This window comes from Bradyrhizobium sp. Leo78 (genome assembly GCF_059512425.1).
The window spans coordinates 1-21,183 of sequence record NZ_JCAMOT010000072.1 but is presented as its reverse complement, the minus strand read 5'-3'; the positions used below and the strand labels follow the sequence as shown (position 1 = coordinate 21,183).

Annotated in this window: 17 protein-coding genes and 5 pseudogenes; 9 read left to right on the top strand and 13 right to left on the bottom strand. The window is 60.1% G+C overall.

Features of this window, described 5'->3' with window-relative positions:
- Positions 1-690: 690 nt before the first annotated feature.
- The gene (locus AC5ZG1_RS41405) at positions 691-1,380 is read right to left on the bottom strand and encodes an IclR family transcriptional regulator (protein ID WP_035692612.1); all 690 of its coding nucleotides are present in this window, start codon (positions 1,378-1,380) and stop codon (positions 691-693) included.
- Positions 1,381-1,813: 433 nt separating this feature from the next.
- Here AC5ZG1_RS41405 and AC5ZG1_RS41400 point away from each other — a divergent pair, with 433 nt between their 5' ends.
- The 3 genes from AC5ZG1_RS41400 to AC5ZG1_RS41390 all read left to right on the top strand — a co-directional run bounded on the left by AC5ZG1_RS41400 (position 1,814) and on the right by AC5ZG1_RS41390 (position 4,569).
- Positions 1,814-2,404, top strand: a complete 591-nt coding sequence (locus tag AC5ZG1_RS41400) for a type 2 periplasmic-binding domain-containing protein (RefSeq protein WP_165421448.1) — start codon at positions 1,814-1,816, stop codon at positions 2,402-2,404.
- A 9-nt stretch (positions 2,405-2,413) separates the two neighbouring features.
- On the top strand, positions 2,414-3,676 hold the full coding sequence (locus AC5ZG1_RS41395) for a CaiB/BaiF CoA transferase family protein (protein WP_028168737.1): 1,263 nt from the start codon (positions 2,414-2,416) through the stop codon (positions 3,674-3,676).
- A 65-nt stretch (positions 3,677-3,741) separates the two neighbouring features.
- Positions 3,742-4,569 (top strand): citryl-CoA lyase, encoded by an 828-nt coding sequence (locus AC5ZG1_RS41390; RefSeq protein WP_028168738.1) that lies wholly within the window; start codon positions 3,742-3,744, stop codon positions 4,567-4,569.
- Positions 4,570-5,077: 508 nt separating this feature from the next.
- Here AC5ZG1_RS41390 and AC5ZG1_RS41385 read toward each other — a convergent pair.
- Positions 5,078-5,407, bottom strand: a pseudogene (locus AC5ZG1_RS41385) (BstA C-terminal domain-containing protein); the annotation flags it as partial.
- Between the two features lie 126 nt (positions 5,408-5,533).
- Here AC5ZG1_RS41385 and AC5ZG1_RS41380 point away from each other — a divergent pair.
- Both AC5ZG1_RS41380 and AC5ZG1_RS41375 read left to right on the top strand, forming a co-directional pair.
- Positions 5,534-5,708, top strand: a pseudogene (locus AC5ZG1_RS41380) (ATP dependent DNA ligase); the annotation flags it as partial.
- Positions 5,709-6,258: 550 nt separating this feature from the next.
- The gene (locus AC5ZG1_RS41375) at positions 6,259-7,107 is read left to right on the top strand and encodes a hypothetical protein (RefSeq protein WP_245287643.1); all 849 of its coding nucleotides are present in this window, start codon (positions 6,259-6,261) and stop codon (positions 7,105-7,107) included.
- Between the two features lie 679 nt (positions 7,108-7,786).
- On the opposite strand, the gene AC5ZG1_RS41370 is transcribed toward AC5ZG1_RS41375, so the two are convergent.
- Positions 7,787-7,930: a hypothetical protein gene (locus AC5ZG1_RS41370; protein WP_155255601.1), complete on the bottom strand. Its 144-nt coding sequence runs from the start codon at positions 7,928-7,930 to the stop codon at positions 7,787-7,789.
- A gap of 184 nt (positions 7,931-8,114) precedes the next feature.
- Here AC5ZG1_RS41370 and AC5ZG1_RS41365 point away from each other — a divergent pair, with 184 nt between their 5' ends.
- The gene (locus AC5ZG1_RS41365) at positions 8,115-8,456 is read left to right on the top strand and encodes a hypothetical protein (protein WP_130229967.1); all 342 of its coding nucleotides are present in this window, start codon (positions 8,115-8,117) and stop codon (positions 8,454-8,456) included.
- Positions 8,457-9,053: 597 nt separating this feature from the next.
- Here AC5ZG1_RS41365 and AC5ZG1_RS41360 read toward each other — a convergent pair.
- Positions 9,054-9,424: pseudogene (locus AC5ZG1_RS41360) on the bottom strand (hypothetical protein).
- A gap of 32 nt (positions 9,425-9,456) precedes the next feature.
- Positions 9,457-9,593 (bottom strand): annotated as a pseudogene (locus tag AC5ZG1_RS41355) (IS5/IS1182 family transposase); the annotation flags it as partial.
- A gap of 1,071 nt (positions 9,594-10,664) precedes the next feature.
- Here AC5ZG1_RS41355 and AC5ZG1_RS41350 point away from each other — a divergent pair.
- A complete protein-coding gene (locus tag AC5ZG1_RS41350; protein ID WP_496136305.1) occupies positions 10,665-11,357 on the top strand; it encodes a sulfite exporter TauE/SafE family protein in 693 nt (230 codons plus the stop codon).
- Positions 11,354-11,572, top strand: coding sequence for a hypothetical protein (locus tag AC5ZG1_RS41345; protein ID WP_496136304.1), 219 nt, complete (start codon positions 11,354-11,356; stop codon positions 11,570-11,572). Before AC5ZG1_RS41350 ends, AC5ZG1_RS41345 begins: the two co-directional genes overlap by 4 nt.
- Before the next feature lie 62 nt (positions 11,573-11,634).
- Here the strand turns inward: AC5ZG1_RS41345 and AC5ZG1_RS41340 are convergent, their stop codons facing one another.
- The 8 genes and pseudogenes from AC5ZG1_RS41340 to AC5ZG1_RS41305 form a co-directional block, all read right to left on the bottom strand.
- Positions 11,635-12,885, bottom strand: a complete 1,251-nt coding sequence (locus tag AC5ZG1_RS41340; RefSeq protein WP_245287644.1) for a prolyl oligopeptidase family serine peptidase — start codon at positions 12,883-12,885, stop codon at positions 11,635-11,637.
- Positions 12,783-13,136 (bottom strand): hypothetical protein, encoded by a 354-nt coding sequence (locus AC5ZG1_RS41335; protein ID WP_455998768.1) that lies wholly within the window; start codon positions 13,134-13,136, stop codon positions 12,783-12,785. The genes AC5ZG1_RS41340 and AC5ZG1_RS41335 overlap by 103 nt, the downstream gene beginning before the upstream one ends.
- On the bottom strand, positions 13,108-13,359 hold the full coding sequence (locus AC5ZG1_RS41330; protein WP_496136303.1) for a hypothetical protein: 252 nt from the start codon (positions 13,357-13,359) through the stop codon (positions 13,108-13,110). Before AC5ZG1_RS41330 ends, AC5ZG1_RS41335 begins: the two co-directional genes overlap by 29 nt.
- Positions 13,360-13,458: 99 nt before the next feature.
- Positions 13,459-13,638: a hypothetical protein gene (locus AC5ZG1_RS41325; protein ID WP_080664125.1), complete on the bottom strand. Its 180-nt coding sequence runs from the start codon at positions 13,636-13,638 to the stop codon at positions 13,459-13,461.
- Positions 13,639-13,889: 251 nt separating this feature from the next.
- Positions 13,890-14,933, bottom strand: coding sequence for an IS110 family RNA-guided transposase (locus AC5ZG1_RS41320; RefSeq protein WP_028168743.1), 1,044 nt, complete (start codon positions 14,931-14,933; stop codon positions 13,890-13,892).
- Positions 14,934-15,256: 323 nt separating this feature from the next.
- The gene (locus AC5ZG1_RS41315; protein WP_496136302.1) at positions 15,257-18,670 is read right to left on the bottom strand and encodes a Ulp1 family isopeptidase; all 3,414 of its coding nucleotides are present in this window, start codon (positions 18,668-18,670) and stop codon (positions 15,257-15,259) included.
- A 353-nt stretch (positions 18,671-19,023) separates the two neighbouring features.
- Positions 19,024-19,173 carry a hypothetical protein gene (locus tag AC5ZG1_RS41310; RefSeq protein WP_155255602.1) on the bottom strand — a complete coding sequence of 50 codons (150 nt, stop codon included), beginning with the start codon at positions 19,171-19,173 and terminating at the stop codon, positions 19,024-19,026.
- A 492-nt stretch (positions 19,174-19,665) separates the two neighbouring features.
- Positions 19,666-20,484, bottom strand: a pseudogene (locus AC5ZG1_RS41305) (IS701 family transposase); the annotation flags it as partial.
- On the opposite strand from AC5ZG1_RS41305, the gene AC5ZG1_RS41300 reads away from it, so the two are divergent.
- The gene (locus AC5ZG1_RS41300) at positions 20,390-21,151 is read left to right on the top strand and encodes an IS66 family transposase (protein ID WP_496136301.1); all 762 of its coding nucleotides are present in this window, start codon (positions 20,390-20,392) and stop codon (positions 21,149-21,151) included. The pseudogene AC5ZG1_RS41305 and the gene AC5ZG1_RS41300 overlap by 95 nt on opposite strands.
- The last annotated feature ends 32 nt before the right edge of the window (positions 21,152-21,183 follow it).

Sequence of the window (21,183 nt, the reverse complement as noted above, 5' to 3'; positions counted from 1 at the left end):
TTGAATCCGACTTGAAGAGTAACCTCTACAAGATTTGGAATCGAATGAGCTCAGGCGCCTACTTCCCGCCACCTGTTTGTGCCGTCTCCATTCCGAAGAAGAGCGGAGGCCACGCACGGTTGATCTGCAGACGGAGAGCTCGGCGTTATCGCCCAGCAACCAATGATCGATGCTGAGCACAGCGTGCCCTTGTCCTTGGAAGGGAGGTCGAAGAGGACTCTTGATCTGAGACTCACTGATTTTGAGGCTGATCTTCACTTGGCCACAGGCGCCGCAACAACATCCCGATCAGAGGAAACTTCGCAATCTGGCAAGTTCCGTGATGTGATCGGCTGACAAGACGTCCGGTATGAGCGGAGGCTGTGGCGCGGTGTGGATTTGGTAAAGATGACGTGTGGCCTCACGCTTGGTCATAAACTCTCGTATGCAGTCGTCCAGTGTGCCTTCCGCCGACAGATATGTACTTTTGTCTGCACGACGCTCATTTTTTATGGAGGGCCATTTGCGAAGCATCGCGGGCGCATCGTGTCGTTCGCGTCCGTCATCTCTGTACTCGATCCTTCAACGCGGCGCTCTGTCCACGGAATAGCCGGGAAGTAGCCTCATTGCCTCACGAGGCCCCATCACACTGCCACTCCGAAGCCGCGTCGAATTCTTCGCAAACGGCACAAAGCGGGCGTCCTGGACTGATCAGCGTTCGCTCGCAGGCAGCAACCCCGCTAACGCCTTGGCTTCCGATTTGAGAGCATCGATTGCCGCCTTGCGCGCACCGGCATTGAAGCGAGTCCTGATCGCCGACACTGAAAGGGCGCCCCTCAGTTCGCCGTGTACGTCGATCAACGGCACGGCCGCCGCGGCGACCTCCGGGTCCCGCTCTCCGATCGAAACATAAAAGCCTCGGTCGCGGATTTTCTTCCCTTCGGCGTTCGCTGGCTCGCGGAATACAGTGAGAATTCGCCCGGCGGCTCCGCGATCAATGGGCAATCGCTGACCTTCTTCGAGATGATGTCGAACTGAACGTGGAGAATTGACGCGGTAAAGACAGATACGTTCGTCCTTGTCTGCAACATAAAAGGATGCAGTTTCCCCAGTTGCCTCGACCAGTCGACGAAGCGATGGCCGGATGATTTGGCCAAGATCAAGGCCGCGCTGATAAAGCACCCCAAGGCGCCACAACTCCGGTCCTGGTCGAAACAACCGGTCCGCGCCGCGGACGAGAAAGCCGTCAGCCTCCAACGAAGAGGCCAGTCGCAGCACTGTGCTCTTGTAAAGGTCCGCCGTCTCCGCGATCTGCGTCAGTGTCATCGCAGTACGCTCCGCGTTGAAACTTTTCAGGATTGCGAGCGCTCTGCTGACCGCGTCAACTCCTGTCTTGCTCATTTCTGCTCCGGTTCTGCACTATAGAACAACTATCAGAGCTAGGGGGTGAACCCTATTTCAGAAGCATTGAGGCGGTTCTGCAGGCCAGAATAGTTTGACTCTTCTTCTAACTAAGAGTATCGGTTTTGCACGTAACGGAAGTTCTGAGACGCGAAACAATGGAAGGGGTAGCCAAGGCTGGCCGTGACTTGCGCGAGGTGATGATCCGCTGAGACTGATTGGTGGCTCGGCGCATGGCGTCGGGGGTGTATGATCACCTGATCCAGATGCACGCAGGGGAACGAGATCTCGTTCGTCTTCCTGCCGCACCACATACTCGGCGTTCTTCTCGGGGTGCGCAGCGATCTTGCCGCCATATGCCAATATGAAGAGCGGCTCCGACCTAGACGGCCCGAAGCTCGGCATCACGGCTCCTGGTTCCTGGACGGGCAGAATGGCGCGCCATTGCATCAAGATGCCGGGATTGGGACCGCGCGACGTCAACATCATCGCGGTCGGGAGCGATGCGCCGGACGTGGTGGCACTCGACCCCAAAAAAGTCGACGCGCTGGTCTATTTCGATCGCATTGCGACCCTGCTCTCGAGGAAGATTGGGGCCAATTCGCTGTTCGATGCGCGCACCGTCGAAGGCGCCAAGACTGCCTTTGGCGGGATCCGTCTAGCGCCTGTCGCTACCTGCCGCAATCTTCATCGACAAAAATCCCGAAACCGCGCAGCGCTTGGTCAATGCCCTGCTGAAGAGCCACCGCTGGGTCAACTCTGTATCAACGGAGCAGTTCGTGGCGCAGTCCCGGCACAGTACGAAACTGATCGCGAGGTGAACATCGAGATCCTGAAAGCGTCCAAGGCGCCGTTTTCCCGGGCCAGCCTAATGGACGCCCAACCGCCCAAGGTACCCCCGGCTGTGTTGAGCGGTTTCTACCCAGGATCACCGCGGCAAGCAAAACCTTCACCGATCGCCTCGCTGGCGTGCGGCCCAGCGGTTGAACTAACAACGGCGGGCGCCGAAGATACCACAAAGTAAGGCTTCGTCATGTCCCTGCCGCTCACCGGCATCCGTGTCCTCGACCTGTCAAACGTATTGGCAGGCCCATTCTGCGGCTACCATCTCTCGCGCCTCGGCGCGGAGGTTATCAAGGTCGAAAACCCCAATGGAGGCGATCTCGCGCGGCGCCTTGGCGCCGATCCGGAAAGGGCAGAGCGCCTTCAGGGCCTCTCCTTCGTCAGCGTCAACGCCGGTAAGCAGTCGGTGGCGCTCAATCTGAAGTCTGAAGCGGGAAGCGAAGCGTTTGTCGGGCTGGTGTCCGAGGCCGACGTCCTTGTCGAAAACTTCCGGCCAAAGGTCATGGAGCGGCTTGGTCTCGGTTTCGACGCGTTGTCCAGGCGCAACCCGCGCCTCATCTATTGTGCAATCTCAGGCTTTGGGCAAAACGGTCCTTGGTCCGCCCGCCCGGCCTACGACCAGATCGTCCAGGGCCTTTCCGGCGCGATGAGTGTTACCGGTGATGCAGCCACGGCTCCGCTGCGGACTGGCTTCCCGATCTCCGATACCATCGCCGGGCTAACGGCCGCCTTTGCTATCGCCGCGGCGCTCGTCGAGCAGCAGCGAACGGGCAGGGGCCGCTTCATCGACGTGTCGCTGCTCGAGGCGACCATCGCGGCTATGGGATGGGTGGTTTCCAATCACCTGAATGGCGGAGTCGAGCCGCGGCCGATGGGGAACGAAAATTTCACGGCCGCACCCTCCGGCACGTTCTGCACCGCGACCGGACCGCTGAATATCGCCGCCAACGAGCAGAAGCAGTACCGGACACTTTGCGATCTGATCGGCCGGCCGGATTTGAAGACGGATCCGCGCTTCGCGAAGCGGGAAGCACGTAAACTGAACCGCGGAGCGCTTAACGATGAGCTGAACGTGGCGTTGAGCTGCAGGTCTGCGGAGGAATGGGAGGCGCTGTTGAATGCCGCCGGCGTCCCTGCCGGCTGTGTGCTGACCGTCCCGCAAGTTTTGCGTGAGCGGCAGGTGCTGGAGCGCGGATTTGTCGAGACGCTGCCGCTCGATAGGGCTGGCGAACCGCCATTACGCATTACGCGCCCTGGTTTTCGGCTGGATGAGGCGTTTCCTGCCCCCGCGCTCCCCCCGTCGCTCGGTGCGGACACGGAGCGATGGCTGGCTCGACTCGGTTATACAGATCCGGAAATTGAGCACCTTATCGCAAGCGGTGCCGCCGGAACGTCATGTCAAGGAGGAGCTCATTTTCCGCGGGTCCGCCCGGCAACAGATGGAGCAGCGTGACGACCAGGCAGTTGCGCGCAAGCAAACCACTGCCGGGCATAGGCTAACGGGATTGGAAAACAGGGATGAGCGAAACGGAGCTGCGAGAGCAGGCCGCCCATTGGTGGCGGAGCTCTATATGCGACATCGCCCCCGGGCGGATCGCCTATCGCGGATACACGATCGAGGAATTGATTGGTCATATTTCGTTCCCCGCGATGATCTGGTTGATGCTGCGTGGCGAGCTACCCACACCGGCACAGGAGCGGCTCTTTGAGGCTGCCCTGGTTGCATCGGTGGATCATGGCCCACATGCACCTTCCATCGCCATCGCGCAGATGGCTGTGAGTTGCGGGCTGCCGCTCAATGGCGCGATGGCATCCGCAATCAACACGCTGGACGGTGTGCATGGCGGAGCGGGGGAGCAGGCGATCGAGCTCTATGACGAGGTCCTGCGACGCAGCGAGACCAAGGACCTCGATGAGGCTGCCGCGGAGGTGATCGACCATTTCACCGCCGCGCGCAGCAAATATCTGCCGGGCTTCGGTCACCGCTTTCATCCCGTCGACCCGCGCGCTGAACCGCTACTCGCGCTAGTCGATGCTGCGATCAGTGAAGGTGCCGTCAACGGTCGCTACGCCAGCGCTGCGCGCGCGATCGAGCGCGTTATGCGCGAGCGCAAAGGCAAGCTCATCCCGCTGAACATCGATGGAGCCACCGCAGTCATCTACGGGGAGCTGGCCTTTGCTGCACCCCTGGCCCGCGGCATTTTCTGCTTGTCACGGGCGGTAGGGATTCTGGCCCATGCATGGGAGCAGACCGGACGCAAGGACCGCAACAAAGGCCCGATGCCCAAGCAGTTCGCCTACAAATACGAGGGGCAGCCAAGGCGCAGCCTAAAGCAAGCGCCATGATGTACCATAAGGACTGCCGAGCTCATCGAAACGCGCGTCTTTTCGGCCACCGCCAATTGCGTCGGTTCGGATTGCGCGGACGTCAACCGTGGAGACAAGCCGGCTGACTGCTTCATCGAGGGCCGTGGTTCGAGGCGTAGGGAAATCTCTATCTAGTCAACATTTCCTTGGCCGCATCGTCAGGCTTGCACCCGGTGGCTCCTGGTCCTCGATCGTCAATAACGCTTGGCGGAATGGCCTGGCCGCATTCTCGCGTCCAACAACGTCTGGGGCGTGCCCCTGATGAAAGATGGTGCTGTAAGATCGGCAGGTTTAGTCATTCTTCGGAACGAGTGGTCCGGTCGTGCTGGCAATGGACGCCAGACGCTGTTCGTAACTCGTGCATAGCTGGGCCACGTCTTCGTCCTGGCATCGGATGGCGAGTGCATCGCTCCTCAGTCCTGCGCTCGCTCGACGTGTTCTGAGCCTGCCCATGACGGGCAGGCTCTCTCGACCTTTTTCGCCGCTGTTACTGTGCGGTGATCTGCGCCAGGATAAGCGCGGCAATGGTGAGTTGAGCGATCGACGGCGCCAGATTGCCCCTTGAGACCTTGCCCCGCAGATAGTTGCTGAACTTGCCACCCTCCATATAGACATCCTGCAACCATTCCCGATACGCGCCGAGCGCGGCGAGAGGGTAGCACAAGGATTCTTGCGGATTCGACTTCGATTGCGGATGGCTGGCGAGGTAGTGGTGAGGATATTTTCCACGCTCGCCGTTCGTCGCCGCCAAGTCGTCGTCGCAGCAGTCTTTCGACCAATGCTGTCCGATCGAGATATCAACGACGTTCTTCTCCCGATATCGGCACTGGCCATGATCAGTTCGTAGATCACGGTGGGGGCCTCGTTGAAGACGTGCAAGAAACCCTTTGGCGCGGACTGAAAATTGAGCACGATGCGCTCATGCCATTTGTCGAACTTCTTCGAGAAAGCGCTGACGCCGCTGATCCGGAAGACGCAGCCCTATGCCAAGCGCGTCGCGCACCAGGGGCATTTGGGTCGAGCCAAAGCTGCTGGCCGAAATCGAGTACCGCGCCAGATCGGCCAAAGGCAAGGTGCGACAGCCGGTCTTCAAAGGCTTGCGGGAGGACATGCAATGAGATGGTGCCCGCGCTGCGATAACTGCCGGTGGGTTTGCGAAATCATTCGGACCAGCCTACCCATGCGTGCACCTGCGGCGGCGCCGGTATGCCGTGCCCATTTTGCAATAAGAGCGGTGACGAGTCGTCGTCCCCGGCGCTGCCAAAAGGATTGTTAGCCGCGACGACGACGCGTCCTTAAGCGCAAAAAAAGCCCGGCGACCCATCAAGGACCGCGGGGCATTGTCGTTTTGTGATTGGGGGGTGCATTGCTTCACGGGCCACGGCCTCGTCAGCTTCTCGACAGCTTGCCCGAGTAGGCAGCTCAGCTGATCTGTAGACGTGAGGCTAGCGTGGACCCGCACAATTTTGACCCCTCCAATGTAGCAGCTTCGTCAGAGGTGCAGCACGCCCTCACGGAAGATCAGCAAGCGGACACGGCGGAGCAAGAAGCCTTTGAGCAGCAATTTGAAGCGGCGCGCCTGGCCGATACGGCGATGCCCGACCGGGGGCCGCGCCGTAGCCCCCCTGCCAATGTGGCTAGCGACAGCCAGCAGCCCCGGACGAGTTGATGGGGGCACTTGCCAGGAGCAACCTCCTGCCAAGCGAGGAGGTCCTCATCAACGATGAGCATGACACAGCCGAGTTGAGACCAGCGAAGAGGCCGAGGACCCTAAACAATCCGCAAAGCGTTGCCATTGAGCGGCAGCTGAGCGAGATCGCTAATTCAGGTGGAGGTGGTGGAGCAATGCCGGCCGCCTCGGCGCTGCAGCCGGCTCCGTCAACGGGGATTGTGATAGGGTGGGACAGGCGGCCTCTTTATTCCGAGGATGCTCCCATTATCTTGGGGCTTGAGGGGGCCCTCATCAAGGGGGGGATGAACGAAGGCTGGGCCAAGCAGTATGTAGGTTATCTTCGTAGCTTTAGCCGTTGGCTCTTCGCAAAAAACAAGCCGAGCATTGTTGCTCGGCTCGAGAGTAAGTCGCTGAGCGGTGATGTGTCCGAGTTCACCGGAAGGGGTAATCCCAAGAACCTCCTTAAGGCAATAGACCATCTCCGGACCTTCCGGTCGACAGGCGTGCCGATCGTACACCGCCGCGCAAAGCGCAATCCTCACCCCCAGAACGCGGCCCTCATCAATCCTGAAGACGCGGTACTGATCGAGCCGAGGCGCGTCGACCAGGCCGCTGCGCAGCACAGCGCGTGGCAGGAAGCCGGCAGTCGGCCCGAGGGGATTCGGGGACTGCAGGATGATCAACCCGCCCCGTCGGTTTTCGTCCAAGAGCACGTCGCGTTCGACCCAGAGCGGGGGAGCTTCGGCGAGTGCTCGATCATCTGGATGATCAATCTATGCCTTCTCCAGAGGGGCTTCTCCGACTGGAACAGGAGCTTCGCCAGGACATTCAGGGAGGCAGAATAATCAACCCGCTCCATCATTTTCCGTCGGTCCAGATTTCGATCCAGAACAGTTCACTTTTGAACCGGGGAGCTTCGGCGACTACTGGATGATGAACCGGCGCAGTTGGGAGTGGCATCTAGCTCAGGCCCGGCAGATCAGTAGGCTTAGCCGGGCCCGCTGCTGAATCTATCAATGTACTTCCCCCTGGACTTCCAGCACCGCCCCCAATGGGCGTCGGAAGACTTCATGCAAGGGATGAGCTTGCACAACCTGCTGCCGAGCGCGTCTCAGCCGGCGACAAAATCCCTCTCGGCGGCGTGAACTACACGGCCACATTGGAGGAGCATCAGATTTTTCTGCGCCCAACATGAATAGCGGATTGTCGCACGGCAAAGAGGATGTAAGCTCTCGGCTTTGAGCCCGGGGAATGGCCTCCCAACCGGCTTTCTCCCATAGGTACGTAGAGCCGTTGGGAACGTAGTGGTACCGGCGCAGTTCGAGAGCGGCAGGTGCAGGTATTTCGTGATGAGGGAAGCGAGGAAGCCCGCTCGGCAGTCGCAAGCATCATCCACCGCACGCCGCGCGCTCGCATCAGAAGATCATGCATCGCGTTGACCTTGATTTGCACGTTGGAGAGCTGCGCGGTGACGTGCTCCAATTTCGTTTGCAGACGAATGACGCGGTCGCGGGTACCCGTGGGTCATTTCTCGATCGCCTTGATTGCGGCGACCGCGGCGACAGCCGTCGACACTCCGATGAAGAACGAGGTGAAGATCGCCTGCTCGGTCTTGTCCCAAGTGGATTGCCCGTCGATGCCGGGCTTGCCGATGCTCGGGCGCCCCAAGAGCCGAGCCTGTGATGGATCAGTTCCGGCGCGAGGACGATCATCATCATCAGGACGGGTCGGCCCCCGAGTCTTCTTTCTGACAAATCTGCGCAATCGGGTTGTCCGCGTTCCGAAGGGGCGCTACCCGCGATGGTGCGTCTGCGCGCCGAAAGATCATCCGCAGTGGGCCGGCTCCTTCCTGATGAGCGGCTCCGTCATCACGGTTATCGCCCGCATCGCTCCATCCGAAAGGAGCACGGCCGTGATTGAAGCCATCCTCGGCGTGCTGACGTCGATCCTGTCGGCGCTGTTCAACTGGCTGAACGCCCGGGTCGACGCGGACAAGAAAAGGTACTGGATGTTCGATATAGCGAATGCGCCGCCGACCGCTTGTCGCAAATTTTGCCAAGAGCAAAGTTCGAGAAGGTGTTTACCTACAAGGGCGATTTCATTTGGACGTGGTGCGTCAGCAGACGCCGTTTCCGTGGGATCGTCTCATCAAGGCGGTCAATCGGCCGTGGTGGACAGGATCTCACCATGCTGAGCAGACGAGCGTCTCGGTGCCTGCGGTCCGGTGAGAACGGGGCCGGAAGACGCTGGGGCGGACAGCGTCCTCTCCGTTCCCGCGCTCTCTAAGCCCCTTACAGCAACGAGAGCTGCATCTGCGGCTCTCCTTTGCGCCTCTGACGATAGCACCTGCTGATCACTTGACTTTTTCGGATCTGTGCCCCGGCGCGACCGTGGGCACGCGCGCGCCGGGGCCTTGCTCCCTCTTAGCCAACCTGGGGGTATAGGGGGTTGCGGTAGATCAGCGAGAGGTCGCACGATCAGAAAGCACAGCGGCAAGGCTGACGTCAGCGCACATTCGTGCTCCTATACAAGGAACTTTGGCCCGAGCAGCGAGAGCTGGATATCGACGTGATGCCCCCGCCGCTTGAGAAAGCCCTCCAACGACGGCGGTACGTCGCCACGATCGTCGATTTTGAGATAGACGAATGAAGTGCGCCTACGTTCGTCCGCTTCGCGCGCCCGACGGTTGATGGTCTGGCCAGGTCGGTACGAAAACTCGGCGGAGAATGCCTACCGGCGCAAACGGATTGGCGCGGGCGCACGACCTCATGCGGGTCCCGGCTGCGGCTGATCAAACGAACTGGGGAAGGCCGGGAACGGAATTGAGGACCTCGTCCACGAGTTCGTCGCCGGCATGTTCGTCGGCGAACGCGATCGTCTCGTTGACGAGGCCGGCGATCTTTCCTAGGCTGAGACCCTCATTCATCAATTGCTGGCCGAAACCGGTGACGCCGGCTCCGCCGAGGACGCTGCCGCCCTCTGAGTCTTCACCATCATGCTTCGTCACTGATTCCGAAGCGCCGGAAATGGACTCGATCATACGCCCCACGGGGCCGTCGGCTCCCTCGCGTTGCAGGAAACCAGCATCATGGCAACGGCCTTCTCTGCGAGAGCCGGGTCGACGCCGACATCGGTGGCGATGCGCGAGACGAATTCTTCTATGCAGGGTTTCTCGCTTGAGGGCGTGTGGTCAGTTATCGCATCCATAGCACGATAGCTGCGAGAGTGACGACTGGGCGGTAATTCGGGCAGTTTTTTCGTGGGTTGCTACGCGTCGGAACTGTTTGAGCTTACCGAAGCAGCACTCCACCAGATGTAGTTGTTCATAGAGAGTCTGCCGGGTTTGTAACCTCGGCGGTCACGACGATCAAGATCGGCATATCTACCCCTTAGAATGCATTTGTGGGACCGATCCATCGTGTGATTGTCGTCCATCAAAGCATTGATTTACGGATAATGAGAATGGCGAATACTTGAGCTTGGTCGAGGTCAGATAATTGGCGATCTTTGTCCTGTCTGCGACAAAGAGGTGGAGAGGGAATATCAGCGGAGGCTCGTGTCCGTTCTGATCGGCATGTACGTCACAAGTCTCGCGTGGCTCATACCGCGCCGTCTGTAGACAAACCTTGGTATAGGTTTTGCAACCGGTTCTATATCGCCTGTTTACCTCTGTAGAGTTGAGCCACCCGTTGAGTCGTGTGTACTTTCGACGTCGAAGCTGGACCATTTGACAATCGGGGGGTCGCGAAACCTTAAGCTCACTTGATAGGCTGTTGCGTGCCATTGAGGCGCGAGGGACGAAGTTGAATGGAAACACGTGAGCCCACTTTCGCCTTGGAGATCCATCAGCACATTGTTTCGTTCCTGCAGAAGTCAGATCCAGTGATTTTGGACATTGGCTGCTACGACGGCGTTGACTCGTTACGTTTTCTTCGGCTTTGCCCAGAGGGCTGAGCCCTGCTGCTTCCAGCTGCCCCCGGGCGATTGCTCGCTTTAGAGAAAAACATTGGTGCCTATCTTGAGAAGGTGCCTCTAATCAACATCGCGATCAGCGATCAAAATGGCAGGGCCGAATTTCATGCAAGCGACGGAGATGGAGAAGCTCAGGAACATGAGCCTTTAGATCACCATACGAAGACCGTTGATTGACATTCGAAAAAAATAGACTGGCACGTCTGGCTGAGTGGTCGTAGTTAGATAGTGGGAAACACAGCACGGCTTCCGTTATACAACTGAAGTCTGTAATGGGAGCAACTGGCGAACCTTTGCACTTGACCGCTGCCACTATGAAGGCAGCTGGAGGTGCTAAGGGAGTGATCTGAATCTGCCGCAAGCCTGATGACCAATGTTGGTCTGGTCCCGCTGACGCGTGATCCGACGCTCTTCGGAGTTGGAAAGTTGAATGCCCGCCTTTGATGCCGCTTTGTTTTTTCTGGCCGCAACGACGTTTTTTGCGGCCTTTGTAAATGGAGCCATCGGCTACGGCTTTTCGTCACTCACTGTACCCCTTGCGCTGGTTTTCTACACCAATCGCATTCTCAACCCCGCCATCGTCATCATCGAGGTCTTCGTCAACGTCTACGTCCTCTCCATCAATCTGAAGGGCGTGCCGGCGGTTTGGAAACGCATATTTCCCATCTTGCTCGGGCTCTTGCCGGGCATTGCGATCGGCGGCTATGCACTGGCCTCGCTGCAGCCGGGCTGGATCAAATTCGCCACCTACACGATCATTCTGCCCCTGATCCTGCTGCAAGCCGCCGGTTGGCGCCGCCGGATCGAGGCAAGCTGGCTAATCGGCCTGCCATTCGGGTCGATGCTGGGCGTCCTCTACTCGGTGACGACCATCTCAGGCCCGCCTTTGGCGATGCTGTTCAACAATCAGGGCCTCGTCAAAAACGAATTTCGCGCCGGACTAGCCCTGGTTCGTGTGGCGGAATCGAGCGTAACCGCCTTCATCTATTATAAGCTCGGCCTGTTCATTTCAGAAAGCGGCAGCCTGCTTTATGTCTTTATTCCTAGCGTCGTGCTCGGCATTCCGCTGGATCTTATGTTATCCGCCGGCTTGATCCGGAGATCTTCCGCCGCATCTGCATGAGTTTTGATGCCTGGGTCGTGGGCTTCGGCCTGTCACGGGTGCTAATCGAGCTCGCCCTGATGCAGAGCCCGTGGGCCTATGGCGTGATGGCGGCAACGATCCTGATCGATCTTTACCTGCTATACACGTTCTTCACGGCACATAACGGCGGCCCTGGGCGACCTCAGAGACAAGCGCGGCGCGCCGAGCGCGAGGTTAGAGCGAGCTCAAGTTGAATGGATCTGGTGTTCTGTCCGCATAACAGAAATGCACACGATCAAACGGGCTGGCGTTCCGTTCAAAGGATCCGGGCGCGCCGCCGCGGCCCGCTCGATGATCTCGGCGACCAAACGGGCTGATGTTGATCGGCTGCCGTCTGCAACTGTCGATTTAGCGAGTCCGCTCCTGGACCTGACTCAATCCACAAGCCGTCCGAATGCATAGGTGTATTCGAGTGCCATGCGGCGTGCATGTTCAGTGAGATTGGCGGCGGCGCTGTGCCCCCATCGATATTCTCATAGTAGAAATAGGGCTGGCCCAGCGCAGTGAGCCTGGCGGCTGCCTTGCGGCCATGCGCCGGATGCACGCGGTCGTCCTTGGTGGACGTGAGGATGAAGGGGACCGGGTAGGTCTTGCCCGGGACCAGCTTCTGATAGGGCGAGTAGGCCTCGAGCCACTCGCGCTGCTCGGGAATGGCGGGATCGCCATATTCGCCGGTCCAGGAGGCGCCGGCGCCCAGCTTGGTGAACCGAAGCATGTCGAACAGCGGCACCTGCACGATCGCCGCGTTGAAGGGGTCGGGTCGCTGGGTGATTGCGGTCCCCACCAGCAGGCCTCCCTGGCTGCCGCCGACCACGCCGAGCCGGCGCGGAGAGGTGACGTTCCGGCGGATCAGGTCCTCTGCAACGGCGATGAAATCATCCCATGTCCGCTGCTTCGTTGCCGCCTGGGCAGCCTCGTGCCATAGCGGCCCGAACTCGCCGCCCCCGCGCAGGTTCGCGACGACATATGCATTGCCCTGCTCGAGCCAGAGCCTCCCCATAACCCCCGCATAGGACGGCAGGAGCGGCTTCTGAAACCCGCCATAGCCATGGAGAAGGGTTGGGGTCGACCCATCAAACCTCGCATTCCGGGGCCGCACCAGAAAGTAGGGAATCCGGGTGCCGTCGCGCGAAGTTGCCTCGAACTGCTCCACGATATGCTGGGACGCGTCGAACTGCGGAGGTGCCATCTTCAGTGGCTCGAGGCGTTGGCTTGCGGCGTCGAAGTAGTAGAGCGACGTCGGCCTGAGGAAGTTGGAGACGGCGAACATCACCTCCTCCGTTTCATCGGAAGCGGCTTGCAGGCTCACGCTCGCATTCTCCGGGAGCGGGATCGGGGTGGCCCGCCGGGTCCCCTGATCGTACTTGTAGACGAACGCCTTGCCCTGAACATTGTCGAGGATCGTCAGATCAACAGGCTCCTGGTGGCCGCGAAGCCGCCGAGCGCCTGCCGAGCCGCTGGTTGGAAGACCAGTGACGGCCTGGCGCTGAGCGGATCCTGTTTCCATTCGTCCAGGTCATACGAGATCATCGAGCCGGCCGCGAAGCGACTGTCGCCGGATGGCGCCCAGTCTTCGTTGAGCGTCACAAGCAGGCGGCCACTGGCGATGCCGCCGATGTTCGCCTTCTTTGGCAGGTTGAGCTTGATCGGCCCCTTGGGCCCGAAAAGCACATACTCCTGCTCGAACCTGCTGATGGCGCGCATGGCCCCGGTCGCATGGACCTTGCCTTCACTGTCCCGCAGCACGAATACTGGCATCGGTCGGTTCGCCGCGGAAAACCTCGCGCGCTTGAACGAGCGGCTGAGCGCGCTTGAGCTCTTTCACGACGAAAGGGTAGCCGGCCTTCGTCATGGTCCCTTGGCCCCAATCTCGTGCGATGAGGATCGTGTCCCCGTCGACCCAGCTGACGTTCTGCTTTCCCTCCGGAAGGTCGAAGCCGGTCGTGACGAAGGCTTTGGCGTTCCGGTCGAACTCGCGCACGAACGCCGCGTCCTTGCCGTCTGATAGTTTGGCCAGGCACAGGCGCCCTTCAGGGGGCAGGCAGCTGCCGCCTCGAAAAACCCAGTTCTTCCCCTACCATTACAGTTGTAATTTTTTCTTGAGATGGGCTTTGCGCGCAGTTGCCTGATGAGCCCTGCGCCAGAACGACCATGCGAGGACGCGGGCATGCGGGATGCGCCGCTGGGCGAGCTTCATGGCGATGCGGCGGATTTGCTGGATCGACCGGCGGATCGTGTATGGAACGGCCCGCGGGCGCAAGAGCTTTCTCAGTCGACTTCACACATGGGAGCGGTGCCGTCATGTATACGGCCTGTAAAGCGCGGCGCATGACCGCTGGCCTCGATGAAGTCCGCGACACAAGGGGCTAATCAATCAGACGCGCTTGAAGCGCATTGTCGCGCCAGCCTCACTCATGCCGGGATTTCGTCCCGTGGGTTCATCGCCTGTTATTGCGCCTTGCCCTCTGCCGGCCTGCGCCGGTCAGATCTCTTTGACAGCTGCTGTATGCATCAAGCGGCAGCCGTAGTCGTCGCCAGCGTCTCCGGACACCGGTAAATCCCGCCCTTGTTCAAGAGCGCCCAAGCAATTCGCGCTGTCTTGTTGGCCAGCGCGACCGCTGCCACCTTGTACGGACGTCTGGCGAGCAGCGCCCTCAACCACGGCCGCGCCCGATCGGCCTTCCGGGCAATTCGCAGGACGGATGTCGCCCCAAGAACGAGGAGGCTCCGAAGTTCGGGGTTTCCTATCTTCGAGATGCGTCCCATCCGCTCCTTGCCCCCACTCGAATGCTGTCGTGGCGTCAGTGCCAGCCAGGCAGCAAAGTGACGAGCGGATTTGAAGCCGCCGGGATCTGGCACCAGCGCCTTGATGGTCGCCGCTGTAATGGCTCCAATGCCGGGGATCGTAGTCAGTCGGCGCATGTCCTTGTCGGTCTTTGCCGCAGCAACAATGGCTCGCTCGAGCTTGTCAATCTGGTCCGCCTGGGCCTCGATCTGATCGGCAACTGCCGTCAGGGCGACGCGCGCTGCCGCAGGCAAGCGGACATCTGCTACGTCCCGTACGATTGCAACCAACGCCTCGACCTTTGTCCGGCCAGCGGCGGCAATGATGCCCAACTCGGCGAGATGCGAGCGTAGGGCGTTGATAGTCTGCGTTTGCTGTTTCACCAGAAGTGCGCGACTCTTCAGGACCATCATTGCGGCTTGTTGCTCAGCCGTTTTGATCGGAACGAAGCGCATGGTCTTGCGAGTCACGGCCTCGCTGATGGCCTCGGCATCCGCCGCATCCGTCTTGCCGCGCTTCACGAAGGGTTTGACATAAGCCGGCGGAATCAGCCGCACTTGATGACCGAAAGTTGCAATCTCGCGCGCCCAATAATGGGCGCTGCCGCAGGCTTCCATCCCCACCAGGCATGGTGGCAGCTTCTCAAAGAAACGCAGAACTTCGCTGCGCCGTAGTCTCCGGTTCAACACCGGCGAGCCATCGCCACCCGCGCCGTGAACTTGAAAAATGTGCTTCGCCAAATCCAACCCGATGGTGCTAATCTGTTTCATGGAACGGTTCCTCCTTGTGGCGTTCGAATAACGACCACGTTTTAGCACGATGATGCTGTCGGAGCGGGCCGTTCCACCACATCAATCAGGATGAGAGCGCGTTAAATCCGGACGTCGCTTGACAACCGGACAGCTTGATGCCGGCTGTAAGGATATCGGGGACGTTAGCTCCGAAATCGCCTGTCGGGCTCCTTCGACGGCTCCCAAAACAGCCGTAGCGCCGGCTTCAGTTCCTCATGTGAGACACCATGATGCTCTGCGAACACGCCGATTGCGGACCTTCAATCGGCGAGTCGCATTTCAACCAGCTGCGCGCGCCCTGTTCAGTTGAAGCCGACATCGGCCCCTAGTCGGTCCTGTAAGGCCCGCCGATCGATGACGAGGTTGTTGAGGTTCAGGTCCGGCTGCCGTGTTGCCGCCAATCGCCTGACCAGCTCCCGGGTGCCGTCCAGGACAAAGACGCCGCAATCATAGCCGTTGCTCTGCTGTCTTATGGGGGCGTGTTGCGGGGTGGCGCGGAGCCGTCGTGCTAGCATCACTGCGAACCCGGTATTGGGTCCCGGCAGATAAGAGTCGTAATGATAGGCAACCGGATTTTCGCGATCACGTTGATCAACCAGCAGCAGCGACCAGTGACTGCCGCGCTCCTCTATCGCCGCGCCGGCATTGTTTACCGGCAGGAACAGGAAGTCGGCTGTATGATGGCTAAGCCACCCCAATGCCTGTTGCGCGACCTCGTTGGAGTCTGACCGCAACATTTGGGCTATCAGGGGATCCACGAACCGCGTCCGGGCGGCGAGATCCGGATTGCTTTCCTGCAACTGCTGCGTCAGGAGCTCATAGTCCCGCTGGATATGCTCGTCACCCAGCCACTGGATGGGGCCCAGCACGCGTCCGCTGCGGTCGCCGGAAGAGGCACCGGTAACCGAAGTGCCGATCTGGGCAGCCGGGGCGAGGGAGGGGCGGGGATGATGGACGAATTGCGCATCGCGGTCTCCTCGCGGCCCCAATGTGATCGAGTAGGTCTCACCGTTGATGGAGACCTGCCTTGGGCCGCTGAACTGGGTCGGCAGGACCCCATTGTTATCCAGGACATCGAGCAGTGAATCCGAGACCGGCCGGGAGCCATGCTGCCAATTCTTGCCGACGAGATGTCCTATATCCTCGAGCTCCTCAAGCACGCCTGATGGCCCGACGTAGAACGCGGGTCTACCCGCAGGGCTGATCACCGGCGCTGACTGGGCGTCGTCACGCATCTCTTGGGGTGTGGACGGCAGACCAGTGAAAGAATCGAGATCGCGATAGACGTCTGAGGACCAAGCCGGCTCGCCCCTCGGCGTTGGAAAGTCGAAGTAGGACGGCGGTTGCACGGACCAGCTTGAGCTCGACCCAGCCGGCTCCTGCAAGCCGGCCTGCCCAAACGGGCCTACCATCGGCGGCCACTCACTTTCGGACGGCGGCGTCGGCAAATCTCGCATCCAGGACCAGGTTGAGTTCGAGCCAGCCGGCTCTTGCGGCATGCCTGATGGCCCGATGAAGAACGGGGGTCTGCCGGCAGGGCTGAGCACCGGCGCTGACTGGGCGTCGTCACGCATCTCCTGCGGTGTGGACGGCAGACCAGTGAAAGAATCGAGATCGCGATAGACGTCTGAGGACCAAGCCGGCTCGCCCCTCGGCGTTGGAAAGTCGAAGTAGGACGGCGGTTGCACGGACCAGCTTGAGCTCGACCCAGCCGGCTCCTGCAAGCCGGCCTGCCCAAACGGGCCTACCATCGGCGGCCACTCACTTTCGGACGGCGGCGTCGGCAAATCTCGCATCCAGGACCAGGTTGAGTTCGAGCCAGCCGGTTCCTGCAAGTCGGCCTGCCCAAACGGGCCTACCGTTTGCTGAGGAAGGGATACACCCAACGCTTTGTTTGCCTCGACGAGTTGTAGGTAGTTCCGAAGCATCGTCAAATCTTTTTCATGCACCTTTGCCGAAGCTTTGGTCCTCCTGAAATTCTTAACATCTTCGTCCAACGCGTGCTGCTGCCCAGTCCCCCTGAGTCGGCCAACTATGCTGCTCCTATCCTCCCTTCGGAGCCAGTCACTGAAACCCCGAAGCCGGCTAGCCGTTTCGTGAAAAGGCTGCCTCTGCTCGGAAGTCGAGTCTCCAAGGTTACGCAGGGCTTGAACGAACATATTGTCGATGACGCCGGCGTCTTCGGGATGGGGGCTTAGGAGGCGGGGTCCCATGAGACGCGGGCCGGGCCCGATCTGTTGGATGTTTTCTTCCCCCGACCCAAGCCTCCGGAGATTCGTCAGCGACGAATGAAGACGGTCTTCAGGGTCGTTACCTTGCGCTTTATACTCATCGATATCGTCCGCCAGCGCCTCATCTCGAAAGCGGGGAGCCAATGGCTCCTTGTTGTTTTCACGGAGCCAGTTGGCGAATTTTTTTAAATGTACCAGATTGTCGTCAATCGTGGGTAAGTGAGCCCCGGCCTGCATGGCTGCTGCCTTGAACCTCTCCATGATCGCCTTGTCTTCGGCAGGAGGCTCAGCCAAGCGCTGTTGTGGGTGAAGATTGAAATTTGCGGGGCGTCCCTCGGCTTTCGCGATGTGGGACTCCTGAAGCACTGTCAACGCCGGATGGACACCTTTTTTGCCACCCTCCTCCACATAGAGTGTCGCAAGTCGTTTCAACTCATCAGGACGGTCAAGCAAGCTGGACAGCGTCAAGGTCGTGGGCCGAAGCCAGGTGCGGAAATTATGCAGATTGTGCACCCACCGACTAACAGTAGAGCGGCCGCAGCCGGCGGATTTGCCCGCCTCTTTGAACTCGGAAATAAGCCTCTCGTCATCTGTGATCTCAGCTGGCGGGAGATCGGCGTGCCGGAGATTTTCCAACGCCTCAATGATTTGATCTTTGATGTTTTTGCTTCCAGCGGGGTCCACGTCCTGCGCATAGTCCCGCGCATCGTCCTCCAACCCATGCTGGTTCAGCCGGTCGGCAATTGAACCTCTCTGGTGCTCGTTAAGCCAGGCACTGAAGTTGCGTAAATGAGATGCATGCCTCTGAGCGGTGTTGAACGTGCTGCTGCCGACGGACGCCCTCATAATCCTGGAAATAAGCACCGTGTCTGACTCAAAGGGCTCAATCGCGCGGCGCCGCTTGGCGAAATCCATGCGAAGCTCTGAATGGACCACCACGTACGACGCCGCGCCCCCAGACGACTTCTCGCGACGACTCCCCCCAAAGACTTTGCCGACCGCTGACTTAACACGCGACCACAGTCCCCGGCTTTTGCTGTTCTTCGTCCGGGCCGCAGGCTGCGCTTCCGACAGCGCGGTGTAGCGAGTGCTGCTGAACAGCCTGTCACGCAAGTCAGACCGCGATGCCTCCGCAGCCGAGCCGCCGAGGTGAGCGCGAGGGAGGTCTACGCTGTAGTGCGTGCTGCTGAACCAGTTATCCCGCAGGTTGGAACGCGATGGCACCGAACCCCCGACATTAGCGCGCTGGGTTCTTCCATGCGCCTGTGCAGCGTGATTATCAGCCGAACTAGCATCAGACGAACTAGGGTCACCGGAGCTCTCATCAGAGGACCTGAGTTGTAGCTCGGCCAGCTGCTGCTCAAAGCCCGCCGGATGTTCAGACATGTTGTCCGACTGTTGTCTCGCCCGCTGCTGCTTTTGCAGGGCCGCGTACTCCTGCATCCAACCGTCCGTATTAAGCCATCCAATATCGTTCGTTTCCACACTAATCTCCCTAGATGAGATAAATCTTCATGGCCAACCCAAAGCTAAGCTCGGATGCACGGGCCGCAGAGCATCCAACCTGAGAGAGGCAAAGGTCAAAGTCGACAACCAGAACAAAGCCACCGAACGGCAATCGTCGCACGACCCGGTCCGAGCGCCTTCAGCCTTACTGGTCGCCGCCTTGTCGGACGCAAGGCCCGACCGACATCACGCGTCGGGTCAGCTTACCCTGAGTGCTTCTTCCACACGCCGTCCGTCAGTTATGTAACGCTTGCGATTTGCATTCCGAGCAAGCCAAGAGCCCCTTTGAAGGCTTTGCGTTGGCCCGCCGTCCACGTCTCATGCTAGGAACGTTAGCTGTTGAGAAGCTGACGAGCCTCAGACGGATCCACAACGAGCCAACGGGCGACCGCGTTGATTTTTGCCGGAAGCTGGGCCTCGTTGGGCCGCTGCGTGTTCCAGACGATGGTGATCACCAATTCCAGGCCATCGTGATCACTCATTGAACGAACCCGCTACGCGGGAGTGGGGAGGAGCCTGCTGAACTGAGGTGTCCTGTCTGAGAGGATGTTGGTCTTCGCACCACCCCTCTCAAGACAGGAGACCCAGATGGCTACGATGAGCCCTCTTCGCCAACGCATGATCGAGGACATGACGGTCCGCAATCTGTCGCCGTCGACTCAGCAATCCTATATCTATGCGATCGCAAAGTTTAGCCGACCGGACCGGCTGAGTTTCGAGCAGGTCCGGCCTATCAACTGCATCTCATCGGCCAAAAGCGTTCGTGGTCCCACATCAATCAGGTGGCCTGCGCGCTGCGGTTCTTCTACGGCGTCACACTCGGGCAGACGGAAGCATTCGAGCGGATCATCGGTGGCCAGAAGCCCGACAAGCTCCCGCTCGTCCTTGGTGCCGAAGAGATCGAGCGCTTCCTGGACGCGGTTACAGGGATGCGCAATCGCGTCGTGCTGGCGACGGCTTATGCAGCGGGCTTATTCACTGGCTTCGAGATCGGCCAGCTCGAGATAGGCCCAGTCGTGCCAGCGCGGACCTTTGGTCCCTCCGCCGGACGACAGGCGGCGCCAGGCCTTTTTGGGAAGGCTCCGCGCGATCGCGGCGGCGGTGCCGGCGACAGGCCGCTGCTTGCCCCAGGAGCGGAACACATGATTGGACGCAACACCCAGGACATAGCCTTTGCCCGCCTTGCGCAGCAGGGTTTCGATCTCTCCAATGCCATACACGCTGTCCGCCGCCACGAACGAGAACGGCACGTTGGCCGTGGTCGCGCGAGTGATCATCTGACGCGCGATCTTGGGTTTCGTCGCAAAGCTCACATCGCTCGGTACATGCGCTGCCTTCAGGCGAGCGGAGTCGTCCGTCCATTCTTTTGGCAGGTAGAGCGCCCGGTCGATGAAGGCATGGCCATGCCGTGACACATAGGCGGCGAACACTCCGATCTGGCAATTGGTGATCTTGCCCGCCGAGCCAGTGTACTGGCGTGCGACCCCGCACGAGGCCTTGCCCTGTTTCAAAAAGCCGGTCTCATCGATGACCAGGACCGCGTCCTCATCGCCAAGCGTCTCCAGTGCGTACTCACGCACAATGTCGCGCAGCGCGTCGGCATCCCAATGCCCTCGGCCCAGAATCGCCTGCTGGCGCCACGGGCCTGGATCGCCGCCCGCCAATGCACTTCCCGCCGACCTTGCCGCTGCGCATGCGATGATCATTGCGCAGCGCGAACAGCTGACGCTGGCGAAGAGCGAAGTGACCGTCGGCCGGCTGGAAATCGAGCGGCTGAAGCTGATGCTGGCCAAGGCACGGCGCGAGCAGTTCGGGCAATCTTCTGAACGCGGCAAGCTGCTGGTCGAGCAGCTCGAACTCGCCATCGAAGATCTTGAAGAGACTCAGGCGGAGCAGGAAACCAAAGCCGAGTTCGCAGCGCCAGAAGCCGCCAAACAGAAGCGCGCGCAAAATCCACGGCCGCCGCGACGCCCCCTACCGGATAACCTGCCGGTCGAACGTATCGTCGAACCCATGCCTTGCGCGTGTGGCAAGTGCGGCAGTGAACGGCTGCACAAGCTCGGCGAGGTGGTGTCGAAGACCCTGGAATGCGAGCCGCGGCGCTGGAAGATTATCGAGCATGTCCGCGAAAAGTTCTCCTGCCGAGATTGCGAGGCGATCACAGAGGCGCCGGCGCCCTCCCATCCGATCCCGCGAGGCTTCGCCGGGCCGAGCCTGCTGGCGATGGTGCTGGTCAACAAGTTCCTACTGCATCAGCCGTTGAACCGGCAGAGCAAGACCTATGCCCGCGAAGGGATCGAGATCGACGTCTCGACCCTGGCGGATCGGGTCGGCGCCTGCGTGGTAGCACTCGATCCCATTATTGAGGCCATCCGGATCCACGTCATGAGCGCGGAACGCATCCACGCCGACGATAGTGTGCTGCAGAAGCACACAGAAAGGATGATCGTGATGATCTGATAATCTGTGAGCACAAGCTGTGACAGCGATGA

Coding starts and splice junctions, on each gene's coding strand:
- AC5ZG1_RS41405 (WP_035692612.1), bottom strand. CDS start 1,380: ATGAGCAAGACAGGAGTTGACGCGGTCAGCAGAGCGCTCGCAATCCTG.
- AC5ZG1_RS41400 (WP_165421448.1), top strand. CDS start 1,814: ATGGCGCGCCATTGCATCAAGATGCCGGGATTGGGACCGCGCGACGTC.
- AC5ZG1_RS41395 (WP_028168737.1), top strand. CDS start 2,414: ATGTCCCTGCCGCTCACCGGCATCCGTGTCCTCGACCTGTCAAACGTA.
- AC5ZG1_RS41390 (WP_028168738.1), top strand. CDS start 3,742: ATGAGCGAAACGGAGCTGCGAGAGCAGGCCGCCCATTGGTGGCGGAGC.
- AC5ZG1_RS41375 (WP_245287643.1), top strand. CDS start 6,259: ATGGGGGCACTTGCCAGGAGCAACCTCCTGCCAAGCGAGGAGGTCCTC.
- AC5ZG1_RS41365 (WP_130229967.1), top strand. CDS start 8,115: ATGAGCGGCTCCGTCATCACGGTTATCGCCCGCATCGCTCCATCCGAA.
- AC5ZG1_RS41350 (WP_496136305.1), top strand. CDS start 10,665: ATGCCCGCCTTTGATGCCGCTTTGTTTTTTCTGGCCGCAACGACGTTT.
- AC5ZG1_RS41345 (WP_496136304.1), top strand. CDS start 11,354: ATGAGTTTTGATGCCTGGGTCGTGGGCTTCGGCCTGTCACGGGTGCTA.
- AC5ZG1_RS41340 (WP_245287644.1), bottom strand. CDS start 12,885: ATGGAAACAGGATCCGCTCAGCGCCAGGCCGTCACTGGTCTTCCAACC.
- AC5ZG1_RS41335 (WP_455998768.1), bottom strand. CDS start 13,136: ATGCCAGTATTCGTGCTGCGGGACAGTGAAGGCAAGGTCCATGCGACC.
- AC5ZG1_RS41320 (WP_028168743.1), bottom strand. CDS start 14,933: ATGAAACAGATTAGCACCATCGGGTTGGATTTGGCGAAGCACATTTTT.
- AC5ZG1_RS41310 (WP_155255602.1), bottom strand. CDS start 19,173: ATGAGTGATCACGATGGCCTGGAATTGGTGATCACCATCGTCTGGAAC.
- AC5ZG1_RS41300 (WP_496136301.1), top strand. CDS start 20,390: ATGATCATTGCGCAGCGCGAACAGCTGACGCTGGCGAAGAGCGAAGTG.